We start from the raw sequence: 17360 nt of genomic DNA, 5'->3' as shown, positions 1-17360 counted from the left end.
AAAGGAATAATAATGACAACTCAAGTGCACAACGAAAAGCTTTCTCCTTGGCCATGGCAAGTTAGCCAGCAACACGTCAGTTTTGACTCTACTGGCATGGACAAAAAGCTTAAAGATTTATCACAAGCGTGTTATGTGGTTAACGACACACAACAAGGCTTAGGGGTTGCTCAGCAAGCCCAAGTCGTAACTGATGCTATTACTGCAGCAAATGCTCTGCCGGTCAGCGCATTTGCCCCTGCCCTTGGCACCCAAAGCTTAGGCGACAGTAATTTCCGCCGCGTGCACGGGGTAAAATTTGCCTATTATGCTGGCGCAATGGCCAATGGTATTTCTTCTGAAGAATTGGTTATTGCATTAGGTCAGGCGGGTATTTTATGTTCATTTGGCGCAGCAGGATTAATTCCGTCACGGGTTGAACAAGCAATAAACCGCATTCAAGCCGCGCTGCCAAACGGGCCTTATGCGTTTAATTTAATCCACAGCCCAAGTGAGCCAGCGTTAGAGCGTGGCAGTGTCGAGCTGTTTTTAAAGCACAAAGTGCGCACTGTTGAGGCCTCTGCCTTTTTAGGCTTAACACCACAAATTGTCTATTACCGCGCAGCGGGCTTAAGCCGTGACAAACACGGTGACATTCAAATCGACAATAAAGTGATTGCAAAAATCAGCCGTACTGAAGTCGCCATTAAGTTTATGCAACCTGCACCCGTTAAAATACTGCAACAGTTGGTTGATGAAGGACTTATTAGCGCAGAACAAATGGAGCTGGCTCAATTAGTGCCCATGGCTGATGATATTACCGCTGAAGCAGATTCAGGCGGTCACACAGACAATCGCCCATTAGTCACTTTACTGCCGACCATTTTAGCGTTAAAAGATGAAGTGCAAGCACAATACAACTATAAAATTCCTATTCGGGTTGGCGCCGGTGGCGGTGTTGGTACGCCCGACGCGGCACTGGCGACATTTCATATGGGTGCAGCCTACATTGTTACCGGTTCAATCAACCAAGCCTGTGTAGAAGCTGGAGCCAGCGTGCATACACGTAAATTACTGGCCACTACAGAAATGGCCGATGTGACCATGGCGCCAGCCGCCGATATGTTCGAAATGGGTGTTAAGCTGCAAGTGGTAAAACGCGGTACTTTATTCCCAATGCGGGCCAACAAGTTATACGAAATTTATACCCGCTATGATTCGATTGAAGCGATACCAAAGGACGAGCGCGAAAAGCTTGAAAAACAAGTATTCCGCTCAAGCCTGGATGATATTTGGGCTGGTACAGTAGCGCATTTTAATGAGCGCGACCCAAAGCAAATAGAGCGCGCTAAAGATAATCCTAAACGTAAAATGGCGTTGATTTTCCGTTGGTACTTAGGTCTGTCTAGCCGTTGGTCAAACACTGGTGAACTTGGACGCGAGATGGATTATCAAATCTGGGCAGGTCCGGCACTCGGCGCGTTTAACGCATGGGCTAAAGGCAGTTATTTAGATGACTATACTCAGCGTCATGCAGTAGATTTAGCCAAACACTTAATGCATGGCGCGGCTTATTTAGCCCGAGTAAATTTATTAACAGCGCAAGGTGTTAGCCTTCCTGTAGCATTACAGCGCTGGCGCCCAATTGATCAAGTAAAGTGATCGATCAAGTGAAATAGATTGATCTCGCTTTATTGCGAGATCAGCGAGAAAGATAGGAACCAACATGAGCGATACACAGAAACTCGATTTTTCGGCAGTTAACGACCCTACATTGGCATCATTTAATCAGCAAAAGAATCTGATTAAACGCATGCTAAAGGGCAATAGCGCCACTTGCAATGACTGCAATAAACCGTTGACACTGCAATTGCCTCCCAACACTCCAAAGGCAGCAAAAAGCGCTAAAGCCCCAGGGATTTATTGCGCTAAAGGTTGCACTGATATCGAGCTAGACATGGAAGCCGTTGCGTTGATGAAATAGCATTAATTAAGCGTGCCAATTTAATGTCCTCATAAAAAAATGACCCTCTTTAATAAGAAGGTCATTTTTTCGAGTATTCTTTATTTCTCGGCCTAACGTTATTTTGCCTGCCATTGCTTAACGATTTCTGGGTTACCACAAAGCTGTTCAATCGGTTTATCTCCCGACAACGCAGCTTCAAATACAGTAAATGGCACATTAGCCCATAAGCTCAGCTCAAAAGTAGCATTTTCTGTCACCACACTTACACCTTTAGGTGTGCCTGTCATCACAATGTCACCATCGTTTAAGGTCATAAACTCACTAACAGCATTAAGAATAGTGTGTGGCTGGTACATCATTAATTGCTGATGACCTAATTGCGTTACGACATTATCAATGGTTAATTGAAAGCACCAATCTTTGATGTCTGGTGTTATTGCAATAAATTCACTGAAAAGAGCCGACCCATCAAATGCTTTAGAACGCTCCCACGGTAAACCTTGTTTCTTTAGCTTAGTCTGTAACTCACGCTTAGTCATATCAAGTCCAACGCCAACGGCACTGAACTGACCATCACTCACCATAAAGCACAACTCTGCTTCATAATGTAAAGGTTCACCTAAGTGACTACATAACGTGTTAGTAATGGCTGAGTTTGGTTTAAGAAACACTACCATCTCGTCAGGAATGTCATTACCAAGTTCGTTAATATGCTCAGCATAATTACGTCCGATACAAATAATTTTTGATGGGATGATGCTACTTACTTGGCCATCTGACTGCTTGAGTGATACTGATTGTAGACCCACATTAACCTCGAATAATTGAAAGCAGTGACAAGAGTAATTCTTCTAACGATAAAGCTAAATATTTCAAAATAGAACAACTGCTATTTTTAAATAATACCCAAAGCATTATCGCTTGCCTATTAGATTGTTAATAGCTTAACGATATTGCTCTATTAGTACTAATCAATTGGCACACATGCTCAATAAGCATTTGGATTAAAAAGTGAAATATAACTATAAAAACAAGGATATATTTCTATTTTCACACAAGGTCATTTACATTATTTTAACAAACAACTACTCTAGAGATTGTCACTATTGAACAAAAAACATCCTTGATTACGCATAAATACAGTAAGAATGACGTCAGAAAATAACAATAAGAGAGACTAAATGACAATATTCGAATTGACAATCAAACAAAAAATAGCGTTGGGATTTGCCTCGATTGGCTTATTACTGCTTGCTGGAAGTAGTTTTTTTTATCATTCCTTGAGTAAAATTCAAACAGCCAATATTAATATCGAAACCTTAGCAGTACCAGTTCAAAACCAGTCAAATGCCTTGCAAATTACCCTATTAAAAATGGCTAAAACTGGCAGTTTAGCTTATTCACAAATCGATAATGACAATATTGACCTCAGTTATAAGCGGTTCAAGCAATTGCAACTGGAGTTCAGAGAGGTATTAAAGACATTATCTGCAAAAGTGGCTGATCAACCCACAATGCTTCAGTCATTAACTCAAGCTCAAAAATCATACCAGCAGTACGAACAGCAATCGCACATCATGTTCGGCGCTAAACTTGAAATAGGACAAAACCGCGACAACTTCGGCACACTAAAACAGCAATTTGATAATGTTCGAATTAATGCCAGTAACAATATGATTGATTTAGAACTGATAGAAGCCTCGGCGGGCGAACAGCAGTTATTAAATGAAGTCATTGGCGGCGGAGTACGCATCGACGATATGCTGTTTACTCTAGGCAATACCATGACGGAACTTGGCCGATTAACCGCTGTTGATGCTGTTAATATTCATAAACAAGATGTGGCTATGTTATTAGGTAATATTACGGTTAATGGCAACTACTTAACCCAACAAGCAGAGCCTTTGGGTGCTACTGAGCTATTTGTAGATTTTGACACTAACTTGCAAACAATTAAACAGTTCACCGATAAACCAGGCAGCTTGTATCTCGCACAAGAAAATGTCGTCAATCAGCAGCGCTTAGCTGAGAATAGTAACCTGCAAGCCAACACCTTTTTTGATGCAACTAACAATCAGTTAGAGCAATTAGTAAAGCTCGCCAACGAACGATTCCACCAGTTACAAATGGTTGCGATTGATGACGTTAGTACCGCACAAACATTGGCTGTTGCAATGGCGGTGGTGTTTGTCTTGATGGCGATGTTTATCTATTACTTTACCTCAAAAGCCATGTTAGGCCCCCTACAAGCCATTAACAGTGCATTATCGCGAATTGCCAGCGGTGATTTATCTCGGCGATTAACCAAGAGAAATAATGATGAATTTGGCGAGTTGATGGATAACATCAATAAACTGTCTGACGACCTGACTAATTTATTGCAAGACATTAGTCGTGATGCACACCTGCTAGATGAATCCGCTATTCGCTCGCAAGCGCAAAGCGAAACAATATCCCTTTCAGCTTCCGCACAAATTAACAATATTAGCCAAGCTAAGCAGCTTGCAGAGCAAATACATCACAGTTCAAATCAGGTCAATGAGCAAGCCTCTGAATCTGAACAACATGTTAAATTAGCTTCCTCGCAAGGATTACAAATAAAAAGCATTGCTAATGATAACCGTTTCCGTATTGAAGCCTTATCAACCAGCTTGCGCGATTCTGTGGAGATCATGGCAAAACTCAGTCAGCACAGTGATAATATTGGTGGGATTTTAACCACCATCAGTGCTATTGCCGATCAGACCAATTTGCTAGCATTGAATGCTGCAATTGAAGCTGCAAGAGCGGGTGAACATGGGCGTGGCTTTGCCGTTGTTGCTGATGAGGTTCGTTCATTAGCCTCTAGAACGCAACTATCAACCGCCGAAATTCAAACCATGATTAGTGCCTTACAGCAAGAAACAACTTATGCCGTTACAGCAATCTCACAAGGACAAATACAAGCCAGTGAATGTGTAGAACAAAGCCAGTCGTTGCATGATGCAATCGAGCAAATAGAAGCGGCGCTTAGCACTATTAATGGTATGAGCCAAAGCATTACTCATGCAGCCAATGAACAAGTAAGCCATAGCCAACAAATAGAGCAAACAATGACCCAAACAGCCGAGGCAGCAGAACAAAATGCTCAGGAGTCTGCTTCAATGACACAGCAAAGCCAGCAATTAAATCAATTAGCTCATTCGCTTACCACCTCTGTTGAACGCTTTACACTCTGAGCAGTAGCGTAATAAAAGCGGTAGTCAGAGAAACAATAAAATAGGCCAGTAATCGCAAGATGTCTGGCCTATTTTGACTCTGTAAAAGATGCTGTGGCGTATCGTCTATTTCTTACCTAATGTCCCTACAGCAAAACGCCTAATAATAGATCGAACCATCAACACTGACTGGCCCAATTCACTGCTGTTATGTAACGATTTTTCTGATGAAGCTTTAGTAATTTCTGCAGAATCTGCAATATCAATAATTTGCTGATTAATATGCTCAGCGACTGCACTCTGCTGCTCTACCGCCGCAGACATATCTAAGGTAAGTTGGGTGATTTGTTCAACGGATTGGTTAATCGACGCTAATGCGTTACGCGTTTTATCAACAATCTCAACACCTTTACTGGCTGCTTGCTCCCCCCTAACCGACACTTGAACGGCATTACTGGCTCGCTTCGTTAGTACACTCACTATGCTGTGAATTCTATCGGTCGATTCTCGAGTTTTCAGTGCTAGGGAACGTACTTCATCTGCAACAACGCTGAATCCACGACCTTGTTCCCCCGCCCTTGCGGCTTCAATCGCGGCATTTAAGGCCAACAAATTGGTTTGGTCGGCAATACTCGAAATAAGACTGGCCGCTTGGCCGATCTCATTTGTAGAGTCAGATAACTCGCGTACTGTTTTAGCGATATCCGCGACAGACAGATTTAATTCATCAATAGACTGTTTAGCTTGATTAGCCAGTTGAGCTCCGTCGGTAACATTGTCTAATGCTTCTTTTGCGCTGTAAGCATTACGCTCGACATTAGCGGACACTTCTTGAATAGCTGTAGACATCTGGGTAATTGCCGAAGCAATCTGTTGTGTTGATACACTTTGTAAACTTACCGCTTTAGCCGTTGATTCAGCCTCAAGTTGAGTGTGCTCGACAATGCCATCTAATGATTTTGCAGCATCTTCAATACGCGTCATCGCTGTACGACAACGAGCAACTTCGCAACCCAGAGCCAATTTTGCCTGCGCTTTAGCGCCAAAATCAGCAAAATAGGTTTCTGCCACAATGAGATCTGTAAACGAATTAGGATTAAGTTTGACGACTTCATACCAATCTTGTTGCTGTTTATAGCCCAACCAAGCCGTTGATAATACAAGGGTGAATAAACCCATTGCACCAGGCACACCCCCCCAGAACTCAGTTAATACAATGGACAAAATAAACATTGGTAACCATGCGGGTAATAATTTAATTACTTGATGTTTTATTTTTGCATGAAGTGGTCTTGGTGACTTATTAGCTTTTATTCTGGCATAAGCCGCTTCAGCACGGGCAATTTCACTTGGTAATGCAGTAACCCTAACAGACTCGTAACCTGCTATTTTATTATTTTCGAATACTGGAGTAACAAATGCGCTAACCCAATAATAATCACCATTTTTACGACGATTCTTAACCAGTCCCATCCACACTTTACCGCTTGAGATACATGCCCACATATCTTTAAATACTTCACTTGGCATGTCTGGATGACGCACAAGGTTATGTGGTTTACCGATTAACTCACTTTTTTCAAAGCCGCTGACCTCAACAAAAGCATCATTACAATAGGTAATATGGCCGCGCAGATCGGTTCCTGAAATTAAACGAAGAGCATCATCGAAGTTGTACTGATTGAGGGTAACGGGTTGATTATTGCGCATAGGCACTGACATCCTTGTTTTGTATAGTGGATAGAAAACCCATTAATGTTATCTGTACACCAAAGGTGCGTGGACAACGGTTCCATTTAATGAGGTGGTGGATTTATGTCATCACTGTCGTTAGTGAGCCATAACCCTATTTTTTATAGGTTATTATAGTTTGGTATGTATTTGAAAATTGTCAATTATATAATTTAATAGACACAACAGATGTTCCGGAAAAAGCATGATGTAGTAGAGTTGATCAAAAGTCTTTTTTTTTATCGCAAAAGATAATTTAAAATAAAAAACCTTTAAAAATAGAATATTACGAACTTTAATTAGCTTATTTCAAAGTTGAAGTTAAATTGGTTAGTCACAAAGCAGAATAGGTTATTAATCATGTATTGTGGTAATAAAATTAACATGTAAGGCAAAGTATGCCCTACATGTTAATCAGACGCTCGAATAACCCAAGTAATATGTCCAATCCGTTAACCATACCTACTTGAGTGACAACTGAGCCAATAACTAAAAACGCCAATACAAAAGAAATTAAGCGTATTCTTGCATAAAATCGTCAAGGTTATCGTTGATGATTTCTATCTCGTCACCGCTAAATTGCGCGATATGAAACAAGGCTTCGCCTTCATTGGTAACAGGAATATTACTGTTACCAATAATAATTCCGTCAGTAGGTGCGAGCAAAGGCGATGGTTCACCACCCAAAGGGTTAACGATGTTGGCTAACACCTGCCCTTTAGAGACGCGCTCACCCAATTTAAGCTTAATATTAACTAATCCATCAGACTCACTGCGGACCCAATAACTGCGGCTGGCATTAACACTGGTACTTTTAGTTTTAATTTTGCCTTTAGTCATACTTAAACAGCGCATCACATTGATAACGCCGTTAACGCCAGATTTAATCGACATATCACTAAAGCGCAGTGCTTCACCTGCCTCATATAAAATACAAGGAATATTCAGGCTGTTAGCATAACCGCGCATTGAACCTTCACGCGCTTTTGATGACATTATCACCGGTGCACCAAAAGCATTTGCCATGTCGAGCATCACTTCATCGTCGGTATCACAACGGATCTGCGGTAAATTATCACGATGGATAGCACCGGTATGCAAATCGACAATATGCGTTGCTCGTTTAACTAAAATACTACTAAACAAATGGGCCAAACGACTCGCTAGCGCACCTTTAGCAGAGCCTGGAAAACAGCGATTTAGATCGCGTCGATCCGGTAAATAACGAGATTGTTGAATAAAACCAAACACGTTAACGATAGGAACAATTAACAAGGTTCCCGTTAAGGTTTTAGCATTAACACGACCGAGCAAACGTCGACATATTTCGATGCCATTTAACTCATCACCATGGATTGCTGCGCAAACCAATAAAACAGGTCCCGCTTTAGTGCCGTGAAACACTTCAACGTGCAAATCCATCGGTGTATCGTTATACAGTTTTGCTGCAGGCAATTTGACACTTTGTTGAGTACCTGCCGCTACGCTAACATCACCGATAACAAACGGTTCATGCTTTTTTGCCATTAACCAACACCTTTCGTTTTTGAACTTGTGGATTTAACGTTTTTCTCAATAAACTGAATAATTTTTTCAGCAACATCAATACCAGTAGCTTTTTCGATGCCTTCAAGACCTGGAGATGAGTTAACTTCCATCACTAATGGGCCGTGTTTTGAACGTAAAATATCTACACCAGCGACATTAAGACCCATTGTTTTGGCAGCACGCAACGCGGTCGAACGCTCTTCAGGCGTTAACTTAACAATGCTAGCAGAACCCCCACGGTGTAAATTAGAACGGAACTCACCGGGTAATGCTTGGCGTTTCATTGCAGCAATCACTTTATCACCAATAACGAAGCAGCGGATATCTGCACCTCCAGCTTCAGCGATATATTCTTGCACCATGATGTTAGCTTTTAGGCCCATAAATGCTTCAATAACAGATTCAGCCGCTTTACGAGTTTCAGCTAAGACAACACCAATACCTTGAGTACCTTCAAGTAACTTAATAACACAAGGGGCACCACCAACCATGTCCAATAAATCAGGAATATCAGCAGGCTTACTAGCAAAACCAGTCACGGGTAAACCAATATTCTTACGAGACAAGAGTTGCAATGAACGTAATTTATCCCGTGAGCGAGTAATAGCAACAGACTCGTTTAACGGGTGAGTGCCCATCATCTCAAACTGGCGCAATACCGCGGTACCATAAAAAGTGACAGATGCACCAATACGTGGAATAACCGCATCAAATTTTGGTAGTTCTTCACCACGAACATGAATGCTAGGGGCATTCATATTGATGTTCATATAACACTTTAATGGGTCGACAATTTTTATGACATGACCGCGAGCTTCAGCAGCTTCTTTTAACCGACTTGTCGAGTATAAATTCTTATTTCTCGACATTATTGCAATATGCATTTGTTATTCTCCTGCTAGAAATGATTCTGCTGAATTAACCAAAAAACGCCCTTCTAATGCGCGGCGTCCCAATAACATTCTAAATTTCATGTGATCTCTATTGGTTAACGTCAGTTCGATGTCAAAAAGTTGGTCACCGATTAAGATCGGCGTTTTTATCACGTAGCGTTTCGTTACATGACCACCAGAGTCACTAACATCTCGGCGATCAAAGACATGGAATTCACAGACGACTTCACGATCTGAACCTTGGTCAGGGTGAAGCCAGACTCGAACCCATTTTTGGTTTTCTTTTTGAAACGGTTTTATTTTGAACGCATGTAAACAAGATGTTTTTGCGCCAGTATCCACTTTGATTTTGACTCTTTCGTTGCCAATATCAGGAAAAGTGCCCCATTCACGCCAACCCACAATACCGAGGGAATGTTCAGTCATGGTCAATCCTTTCTTGTAGAGGAATTATTCATTCCAAAGTGTTATCTTTCTAAAAATTCAATATTTGAGCAGACACCACAATTAAGTTTTTTCATTGCACTGCTCAACGTATATTTTTTGTTAACCAAACGTTAACCGACAAAGTTTTTGTCAAAAATGTAGCTTTCAAAACAATTTTAACACCAACACTTTATTTATATCAAACTAACATTGACAACATATCTAAAATAAATTTCTATGTCAGTAAGTTACGATAACAATACGACCATATCTAAAGCGCTAAAAACTAACATCCACCTTGACTTACAATACAAAAATCACGTAATTAAAATTAAAACGTTCAAATAACGTGCATAATATTAATGGCTTAAAACAACTCTAGCTATTTCACTCAGAGTAGACATTGTTTAACATGATAGCCAAATTATAACATTAATATCTGCATCGCTATTGTAAAAAAGGTATCGTCATGTTCAGTCAACATAGTTTCGATTTTTTAAACAGTCTAGCAGTTAACAACGATAGAGAATGGTTTAAAACCAACCAACAGCAATACGAAGATCAAGTGAGAACACCAGCATTACAGTTTATAGAAGCCATGCAAGGGCCTATTTTAGGTTTGTCTCCACGCTTCACTGCAGTGGCTAAAAAAGTTGGTGGTAGCTTAATGCGCCCACAACGCGACAGTCGCTTTAGTAAAGATAAAACACCCTATAAGACTAATGTCGGCATTCAGTTTAAACACTTTCAAGCCAAAGATGTCCATGCTCCGGGATTTTATGTTCACATCGCTAATGATGAATGCTTCATTGCCGCGGGTATTTGGCACCCAGAATCAAAAGATCTCAATGCCATTCGTCATTGTATTGATGAAAACCCTAATGCTTATCAAAAAGCATTAACTCAACTGTCGCAAGCAGGATTTGAATTAACGGGAGATAGTTTAATTAGACCTCCACGAGGATTTGATAAACATCACCCAATGATTGACGAGCTCAGGCGCAAAGACTTTATTGCCATCAAACCAATTAGTTCAGAACAAGTATGCCAGGCTGATTTTATTGAATTTTGTACACAAGAATATCAACATACGCGCGCCTTGATGGCTTACTTATGTTTTGCATTAGATTTAGACTTTTAAGTGCGAGTGAATCATAACATCATCATAGAAGCGTCGTTTCGACGACGCGAATAAGCGTATTTAACCTGAACTCGGGATAAGGAATGAACTTAGCTATTTAAAATCAGCATGTTAACCAAGCTCACTTTCAAGCTTGTCATTTGTTATGCTAATAAGGCGAATTGACGCGTCAATAGCTAGCCTATAGTAAGTCGATTCAACACAGTTAGCAGGACAAAGGGCTGTTTGAAAGGCGTTTATTATCCCGAGCTCAGGTTATTTAGCACAGAACGCTGGTGATAACCTTTTAGAAATATTTAATATTACAAGATTATCACTAAGATATGATGTCATTTTCGCCAACATAGTTTTAGCTCATCATTTAGATAAGCCGTGTTAAACTAGCAAAAAATAGTCCCCTGTACAGCATCAGTTATGTGCTGTGCGGCAATATCAGGTTAATTCATGAGTCATAATATTCCCGCCATGTCTAACGCATCCACATCAGACGAGACACATGCGCAAGAAATAGCTGCGACGACACCAGCACAAAAGCGAGCCCTAAGTTACTCAACCACTATTGAGACTCTGTTTAATCAGGTTATGAGTACCAACATGCCTGCCGATCGAATCATTGGCCAATATTTTCGTGAACATAAAAAACATGGGTCAAAAGATAGGCGAGTGATCCGCGAAAGTTTGTTTGGTCTATTTCGCTGGTGGGGCTGGTTAAACCAATTAAATTCAAGCCAAAAACACACTACATGGTTTCAACAGCTAAGCACATGCGCGATGTTGGAACAACATGAATGGAATGACGTTGCTACTGCCTGGAATGACTTCGCGAGTTGGCCTCAAACCCGCCCGGACCAAGTTGAACTGATAAATAATGCTTCATTGAATGACAAATTAACCGCCTTTATGACGGTAAGTGGCATTGATACCTGTCAACTAACCCAGTTGTTGCCACAATGGTTTTGGCAACTGTGTCCTATAGATGATGTTGATCAATATGCAGTTGTTAATGCTATGAGCAGCCGCCCTCCGATCTGGGCTCGTGCACAAACATTATCAACAGAAAAAGTGATCAAATCTCTTGGCCAAGCTGGTATTGAAGCAAAAGCGAATAGTTACTTTTCAGATGCCATAAATTTAGGTCATAAGAGTATTAACTTAAATGAAGTTAATGTTTATAAACAAGGTTATCTTGAAATCCAAGATTTAGCTTCACAAGTTATTGGACAAATTTGTCAGCCAAATAACCATGATAAATGGTGGGATGCTTGTAGTGGTGCTGGCGGCAAAACACTGCAATTATATTCATTAATGTTACAGCAAGGCTCTGCCTTAACGGGCAGTATTATTGCATCAGATATTCGAACTAAACCGTTAGAAGAGCTACGCAAGCGTGCCAAACGTGCAGGTTTTGATAATATTAGTGTTGCACCTTGGAAAGGCGACGTATTGCCTGTAGACGCGAATGCTTTTGACGGAGTATTAGTCGATGCTCCTTGTAGCTGCACAGGTACTTGGCGTAGAAACCCTGATATGCGATGGCTTGATGATGCCAGTGCAGTAACAGATAAACCGATGCTACAATTAGCCATTTTAAGACGTAGCGCAGTGGCGGTAAAATCAGGCGGTAAATTGGTTTATGCAACTTGCTCTTTATCACCTAGTGAAAATGAACAAATTGTAAAAGACTTTTTATCTGAAACAGCCGAGTTTGAACTTGAACCGGTCACGCATCCTTTTACAGGGCAACTATGTGATATGCTGACAATTTGGCCTCAGCAAGCTAACAGTGATGGCATGTTTGTCGCAAAAATGCGCCGTAAGTAGTACGCCTAGCCGAAAGAGAATTAAAATTTCCCACTAAAAAGCCATCATATCGATGGCTTTTTATTATTGTGAAACAACGACTAACTGTCTATCTTCGATGAAGGCGTAATATTAATTCAGCTTCTGCTTTAGGTAACTCACACTCTTGCATTAGCTCTTCAATACCGGCCCCCAAACCCACCATTTTTACGGCTCTAGAATATAACTTGGCTTGTGGGTCTTGCTGGCTAGCTTCTTCCAGCATATCAAACTGCTTGGAGAGTTTTTTCTCTAATTCGACAACGCGCCTTCCTACACCAATAGTACCACTGCGCAATTCGTGTAATTCACGTTTAACAGCTTCTCGCTGACGATCGCTTTCTTTTACTAGCACTGTCAGAGCATTAACTTTAGTCTTTAATTTGCTCGACTGTTTTTGTAAGTAAAGTACCAAACCAAGGCATGCAATAACGTACACTAAAGCTGCAATTAGAAATTCATCACCCATTAACATACCTTTGTTGCTTCAACAAAAAACAAAACTAAAGCCAAAACAAAAAGCCAACAGTTATTCGGTTGGCTTTTTTCATCAGATTACGATTAAATTTGTGTTAATTCTACCCACTCATCATCAGACAATAATTTGTCCAAATCGACTAGAATCAATAATTCATTATCGCGGTTACTCACACCTTGAATATATTTAGCACTTTCTTCAGTGCCCACATTTGGTGCGTTATCAATTTCTGAGCGACGTAAATAAACCACTTCAGCTACGCTATCAACCAAAATACCAATAACTTGTTTTTCAGCTTCAATGATAACCACTCGAGTAGAATCATCTAGTTCGGCTGATGGCAAACCAAAACGTGAACGCGTATCGATAACCGTTACCACGTTTCCGCGTAAGTTAATAATACCTAAAACGTAATCTGGTGCACCTGGTACAGGAGCAATTTCGGTGTAACGTAATATTTCTTGAACTTGCATTACGTTAATACCGTAGGTTTCATTATCTAGCTTAAATATAACCCATTGTAATACCAAATCGTCTTTAGCTGCAGTAGCCGCTGCTACACTTCTAGAATTGCTCATAGTTAACCTCGGTCAATCGAATCCTGACAACCTAAACCTGCATCAAGCATTTTGATTAATGCTTGAACATGTAAAATGCCACACATTTGTTGTTTTACTACCCCAGCAAGCCAAGGACGCTTACCCGGTTTTTCACGCCAATTGACGTGTGATTTATCTATTTTAACGGCGTTAACTAACGATTCGCACGTTAATCCCCACTGACTATCTTCAAGCATAACAAGATATTGATAATTTACTGTTTGTGCTAATTCTGGAGAATATTTTTCAGGCATCACCCAAGCACACGTATCAACCACATTTATTTTAGTATCTCGATGGGTTTGCACCCCTTTAAACCAAGAGGGCCTACCTATAAGATGGCTTATCTTCTCAATTTTAATAATCCCACCCAAACTGACCAATGGCACCGCGAGTGTTAACCCTGCTACATTGAAGAATAACACCTGAAATTCATCATCAAGTAATTCTTGTAAATCATGGGTAATACTGGGCGGTTGATACCCAACCTGAGTCTGTGGCGCATCGTGCTCTTGCGACGCCGAGTTCTCTACCAACTGATCATGCTTAATGATAGCGTCTTTTATATCGGCATGTGAACTTTCGTTATTGTTTATATCGACTAACGGCTTGATTTCTTTATCCGTTAATTCTGTTTGTTGTATTTTTGTATGAGTAATGTCCGTTTCAGGCTCAATATGAGTGATAGCCTGACGAACTCGTTCTGCACTGGCTTTAATCTGTTGCGATAAATCGGTTTCAGCCTTGGGTTTAGACACTGCAGATAATAATTTTTCAAGTGCCAGCTTATCGACACTGGTTGTTGGCTCTGCATATTGCCTAGCAATAACAGGAACAACCTTAGATGATGTTAGTTGCGAATAATGTGCCGACAGCGTCATTTCGGCCGATGTATGAGTCGATTTTTCCTCGCTAATGCTTGACGTTTTATTGCCGCTGTCTTTAACGGTATTAGCAGAAATACTTGGTTTTACCTCAAGGCTTTGTTCAGTAATCGGCTTAGGCGATTCCTGTAATAAAAGACTGAAATAATCAAAAACAGTTTCATCAACCGATTTTGACATGGGTAAACTCCTGAGAAAATAAAAAATCCAGCAGGCGATTATATGCTTTTACACCTCGGCTACTGGCTGAATAATGTGATGCGGGTAAATGAGCCAAACTTGCATCTCTAAATTTTGTATCTACAGGTATTACATCATTAGGCCACAGTGTTGGACCATATTTATCCTGCAAAAATTGTAATGCGATTGGGGACGCTTTAGTGCGCTTGTCATACATTGTAGGTAATACAGTATAGCTATAACGAGTTTTCTTAGAACGGCCCATTATTTCCATCGTTTTCACCATACGTTCGAGTCCTTTTATAGCCAAAAACTCAGTCTGGACTGGAATAATAATGTGATGACTTGCTGCTAATGCATTAACCATTAACACCCCTAATACTGGTGGACAATCGATAATAGCAACATCATATTTATCTTCAAGCAATGCCAATAAGTTGCGCAACACCAAACCCATTCCTTCTTGATGACCTAATGACCTATCAAGTGTCGCTAACGCCATGTTCGCAGGAATGATATCAAGCCCTTCGATTTGAGTTGGGAGCACATTCTGTAGAATAAACTCTTGGGTCAGCGTCTGATGATTCAAAAAGACATCATAAAGTGAACAAGGCACTTCATCGGAATCAATACCTAAATAATAGCCCAATGAAGCGTGAGGATCGGTATCGATCATCAGCACTCGTTGACCACGTTTAACCAACGCTCCGGCTAAACTGGCTACTGTGGTGGTTTTACCTACTCCACCTTTTTGGTTAGCTACCGTCCATACTTTCAAAAAAGCCTCTCAACTCATTATAATGGTACTATTATGGAATATTGACTACTGCTTGTGTTTTTTATCATCACGGGTTGTTACACGGATCCCACCATTAGGTAAACGGATCACTTTAACCCCCTGAGCATCTTCTGATACTATGACTTCTTGATCAATTTGTTCAGCAGCAACATCAGCATCGTGCTCAACCTTATCAATATCAGTAAGCGGTGCGTCATCTAAAGTACCTGGACCAAACAACACACTTTGGGGTTGTTTATTTCCTGCAGACGCTATAATTGCTTGAGTTTGTTCAGGATGCTGAGTTAACCAATTAGCAATATTAGCGGCTTGATCATCGGGTACCATTAATAACACTTGAGATGCCGTTAATCGCGCGACATCTTGCTCTAATAACGTCACTTTTTGATGAGCATCAATATACAAACCCGCTAATACTAAGATGGCAATAAAGGATAAAAAAAATCCTAGCATTTGCTTGGTCTGTAATGAGTACTCAGGCTTAGCCACGACTAGACTCTTTTAAAATAGCTTCAGCCATATTGTCCAACGAAATAGAGTGAGTCGAGATACCGGTTGATGCCACAGCTTGAGGCATACCATATACCACACAGCTTGCTTCATCCTGTGCCCAAATAGTGGCACCAACAGACTTCAACATTCTGGCACCTTCTCTACCGTCAGCCCCCATTCCGGTTAATACAACCGCTAAAACATCACCGCCAAAAGCTTTGGATGCTGATGCAAAAGTAATATCAACACACGGTTTATAGTTCATTTCTTGAGTTCCAGAGATGACTTTAAGTCTTCCAGAAATACCGCTTCGCTCAATCATGAGCTGCATGCCTCCAGGCGCTAAATAAGCACAACCAGGGCGCATAACATCACCATTTTCGGCTTCTTTTACCTCAATTTTACACAAGGTATTTAAACGAGCTGCAAAAGCTGGAGTAAACGCCGCAGGCATATGCTGTATCAACACAATAGGATGAGGATAATTTGCTGGAAATGCAGTTAATACTTTCTGTAATGCTACTGGTCCACCAGTTGAAGTTCCAATGAGTAACAATTTATATTGCTTACCACTGGCCCGAATAGATGATATTGAAGACGTTGTCGGATTAGCGCTATGACGATCTGCCGAGGTTGTTGATAAACTGGAACGAGTCGCTACTGGCGTTGTTGTGGAAGCCAAACGACTACTTAACGGGCGGCGAGGCGTATTTGTCTCTGGAGCAGCAATCGTTGAACGACGAGATTCTATTGTTGAAGTCGGTGTTAACGAACTTGACCGATACATCCTACGTCGACCTAACGCTTTAATTCGTTGCTGTAACAAAAGAATCGCATCGTCTTTATTCGTTGCTATATCTTCAAAACGTTTTGGCAAAAAATCTAATGCGCCGGCTTCTAACGCATCAAGTGTCGCTTTAGCACCATCATGAGTTAATGATGAAAACATCAAAATAGGTGTAGGATTATTAGCCATAATTTCACGGACAGCAGTTATACCGTCCATCACAGGCATTTCAATATCCATCGTAATGACTTGAGGCTTTAATTTTGCAGCCATTTCAACAGCTTCTTTGCCGTTAACGGCAACTGCGACGACTTCGAGATCAGGATCTTGATTGACAATCTCACTGACTCGACGTCGAAAAAAGCTAGAATCATCTACAACTAGTACTTTTATGGCCATTTAATTCCTTAAATAATGGAAC

Annotated in this window: 16 protein-coding genes; 5 read left to right on the top strand and 11 right to left on the bottom strand. The window is 40.8% G+C overall.

The genetic code is table 11. The features are described 5' to 3' along the window. The first annotated feature begins 12 nt into the window (after nucleotides 1-12). Together pfaD and SFRI_RS06270 are read left to right on the top strand one after the other, a co-directional pair. The gene (pfaD, locus tag SFRI_RS06275) at nucleotides 13-1641 is read left to right on the top strand and encodes an eicosapentaenoate synthase subunit PfaD (RefSeq protein WP_011636692.1); all 1629 of its coding nucleotides are present in this window, start codon (nucleotides 13-15) and stop codon (nucleotides 1639-1641) included. Nucleotides 1642-1705: 64 nt separating this feature from the next. Next, on the top strand, nucleotides 1706-1963 hold the full coding sequence (locus SFRI_RS06270; RefSeq protein ID WP_011636691.1) for a hypothetical protein: 258 nt from the start codon (nucleotides 1706-1708) through the stop codon (nucleotides 1961-1963). A 98-nt stretch (nucleotides 1964-2061) separates the two neighbouring features. Here SFRI_RS06270 and SFRI_RS06265 read toward each other — a convergent pair whose 3' ends face one another. Beyond that, nucleotides 2062-2754 (bottom strand): fumarylacetoacetate hydrolase family protein, encoded by a 693-nt coding sequence (locus SFRI_RS06265; protein ID WP_011636690.1) that lies wholly within the window; start codon nucleotides 2752-2754, stop codon nucleotides 2062-2064. 372 nt (nucleotides 2755-3126) lie between these two features. Between SFRI_RS06265 and SFRI_RS06260 the strand changes: the two genes are divergently transcribed. Continuing rightward, on the top strand, nucleotides 3127-5163 hold the full coding sequence (locus SFRI_RS06260) for a methyl-accepting chemotaxis protein (RefSeq protein ID WP_011636689.1): 2037 nt from the start codon (nucleotides 3127-3129) through the stop codon (nucleotides 5161-5163). Between the two features lie 105 nt (nucleotides 5164-5268). Here SFRI_RS06260 and SFRI_RS06255 read toward each other — a convergent pair whose 3' ends face one another. The 4 genes from SFRI_RS06255 to SFRI_RS06240 all read right to left on the bottom strand — a co-directional run bounded on the left by SFRI_RS06255 (nucleotide 5269) and on the right by SFRI_RS06240 (nucleotide 9740). Then, nucleotides 5269-6852 (bottom strand): methyl-accepting chemotaxis protein, encoded by a 1584-nt coding sequence (locus tag SFRI_RS06255; RefSeq protein ID WP_011636688.1) that lies wholly within the window; start codon nucleotides 6850-6852, stop codon nucleotides 5269-5271. A 534-nt stretch (nucleotides 6853-7386) separates the two neighbouring features. Then, nucleotides 7387-8400 (bottom strand): succinylglutamate desuccinylase/aspartoacylase family protein, encoded by a 1014-nt coding sequence (locus tag SFRI_RS06250; RefSeq protein ID WP_011636687.1) that lies wholly within the window; start codon nucleotides 8398-8400, stop codon nucleotides 7387-7389. Next, entirely contained in the window at nucleotides 8400-9305 is a 906-nt protein-coding gene (gene rimK / locus SFRI_RS06245) for a 30S ribosomal protein S6--L-glutamate ligase (protein ID WP_011636686.1), read from the bottom strand. The genes SFRI_RS06250 and rimK overlap by 1 nt, the downstream gene beginning before the upstream one ends. Before the next feature lie 3 nt (nucleotides 9306-9308). Next, a complete protein-coding gene (locus tag SFRI_RS06240; RefSeq protein ID WP_011636685.1) occupies nucleotides 9309-9740 on the bottom strand; it encodes an ATP-dependent zinc protease family protein in 432 nt (143 codons plus the stop codon). A gap of 469 nt (nucleotides 9741-10209) precedes the next feature. On the opposite strand from SFRI_RS06240, the gene SFRI_RS06235 reads away from it, so the two are divergent. Then, on the top strand, nucleotides 10210-10881 hold the full coding sequence (locus tag SFRI_RS06235) for a DUF2461 domain-containing protein (RefSeq protein WP_011636684.1): 672 nt from the start codon (nucleotides 10210-10212) through the stop codon (nucleotides 10879-10881). Between the two features lie 444 nt (nucleotides 10882-11325). Then, on the top strand, nucleotides 11326-12702 hold the full coding sequence (locus SFRI_RS06230) for an RsmB/NOP family class I SAM-dependent RNA methyltransferase (RefSeq protein WP_011636683.1): 1377 nt from the start codon (nucleotides 11326-11328) through the stop codon (nucleotides 12700-12702). Nucleotides 12703-12790: 88 nt separating this feature from the next. Here SFRI_RS06230 and SFRI_RS06225 read toward each other — a convergent pair whose 3' ends face one another. From SFRI_RS06225 to SFRI_RS06200, 6 genes are all read right to left on the bottom strand, one after another. After that, complete coding sequence (locus SFRI_RS06225; RefSeq protein WP_011636682.1) at nucleotides 12791-13189, bottom strand: DUF2802 domain-containing protein; 399 nt, start codon at nucleotides 13187-13189, stop codon at nucleotides 12791-12793. 92 nt (nucleotides 13190-13281) lie between these two features. Then, nucleotides 13282-13776: a chemotaxis protein CheW gene (locus SFRI_RS06220; protein ID WP_011636681.1), complete on the bottom strand. Its 495-nt coding sequence runs from the start codon at nucleotides 13774-13776 to the stop codon at nucleotides 13282-13284. 2 nt (nucleotides 13777-13778) lie between these two features. Then, a complete protein-coding gene (locus tag SFRI_RS06215) occupies nucleotides 13779-14861 on the bottom strand; it encodes a chemotaxis protein CheW (RefSeq protein WP_011636680.1) in 1083 nt (360 codons plus the stop codon). Continuing rightward, the gene (locus tag SFRI_RS06210) at nucleotides 14845-15639 is read right to left on the bottom strand and encodes a ParA family protein (RefSeq protein WP_011636679.1); all 795 of its coding nucleotides are present in this window, start codon (nucleotides 15637-15639) and stop codon (nucleotides 14845-14847) included. The genes SFRI_RS06215 and SFRI_RS06210 overlap by 17 nt, the downstream gene beginning before the upstream one ends. Before the next feature lie 45 nt (nucleotides 15640-15684). Next, nucleotides 15685-16149 carry a hypothetical protein gene (locus SFRI_RS06205; protein ID WP_049763524.1) on the bottom strand — a complete coding sequence of 155 codons (465 nt, stop codon included), beginning with the start codon at nucleotides 16147-16149 and terminating at the stop codon, nucleotides 15685-15687. Continuing rightward, a complete protein-coding gene (locus SFRI_RS06200; protein ID WP_011636677.1) occupies nucleotides 16142-17338 on the bottom strand; it encodes a protein-glutamate methylesterase/protein-glutamine glutaminase in 1197 nt (398 codons plus the stop codon). The genes SFRI_RS06205 and SFRI_RS06200 overlap by 8 nt, the downstream gene beginning before the upstream one ends. Between the last annotated feature and the right edge of the window lie 22 nt (nucleotides 17339-17360).

The sequence above is a fragment of the Shewanella frigidimarina NCIMB 400 genome, assembly GCF_000014705.1.
Lineage (GTDB): Bacteria > Pseudomonadota > Gammaproteobacteria > Enterobacterales > Shewanellaceae > Shewanella > Shewanella frigidimarina.
The sequence above is the reverse complement of the archived record's forward strand: the minus strand, read 5'-3'. Positions and strand labels throughout refer to the sequence as shown.

What these genes read in the sequence shown, in the direction of transcription:
- pfaD (WP_011636692.1), top strand. Translation starts at nt 13, where the DNA reads ATGACAACTCAAGTGCACAACGAAAAGCTTTCTCCTTGGCCATGGCAA.
- SFRI_RS06270 (WP_011636691.1), top strand. Translation starts at nt 1,706, where the DNA reads ATGAGCGATACACAGAAACTCGATTTTTCGGCAGTTAACGACCCTACA.
- SFRI_RS06260 (WP_011636689.1), top strand. Translation starts at nt 3,127, where the DNA reads ATGACAATATTCGAATTGACAATCAAACAAAAAATAGCGTTGGGATTT.
- SFRI_RS06255 (WP_011636688.1), bottom strand. Translation starts at nt 6,852, where the DNA reads ATGCGCAATAATCAACCCGTTACCCTCAATCAGTACAACTTCGATGAT.
- SFRI_RS06250 (WP_011636687.1), bottom strand. Translation starts at nt 8,400, where the DNA reads ATGGCAAAAAAGCATGAACCGTTTGTTATCGGTGATGTTAGCGTAGCG.
- rimK (WP_011636686.1), bottom strand. Translation starts at nt 9,305, where the DNA reads ATGCATATTGCAATAATGTCGAGAAATAAGAATTTATACTCGACAAGT.
- SFRI_RS06240 (WP_011636685.1), bottom strand. Translation starts at nt 9,740, where the DNA reads ATGACTGAACATTCCCTCGGTATTGTGGGTTGGCGTGAATGGGGCACT.
- SFRI_RS06235 (WP_011636684.1), top strand. Translation starts at nt 10,210, where the DNA reads ATGTTCAGTCAACATAGTTTCGATTTTTTAAACAGTCTAGCAGTTAAC.
- SFRI_RS06230 (WP_011636683.1), top strand. Translation starts at nt 11,326, where the DNA reads ATGAGTCATAATATTCCCGCCATGTCTAACGCATCCACATCAGACGAG.
- SFRI_RS06225 (WP_011636682.1), bottom strand. Translation starts at nt 13,189, where the DNA reads ATGGGTGATGAATTTCTAATTGCAGCTTTAGTGTACGTTATTGCATGC.
- SFRI_RS06220 (WP_011636681.1), bottom strand. Translation starts at nt 13,776, where the DNA reads ATGAGCAATTCTAGAAGTGTAGCAGCGGCTACTGCAGCTAAAGACGAT.
- SFRI_RS06215 (WP_011636680.1), bottom strand. Translation starts at nt 14,861, where the DNA reads ATGTCAAAATCGGTTGATGAAACTGTTTTTGATTATTTCAGTCTTTTA.
- SFRI_RS06200 (WP_011636677.1), bottom strand. Translation starts at nt 17,338, where the DNA reads ATGGCCATAAAAGTACTAGTTGTAGATGATTCTAGCTTTTTTCGACGT.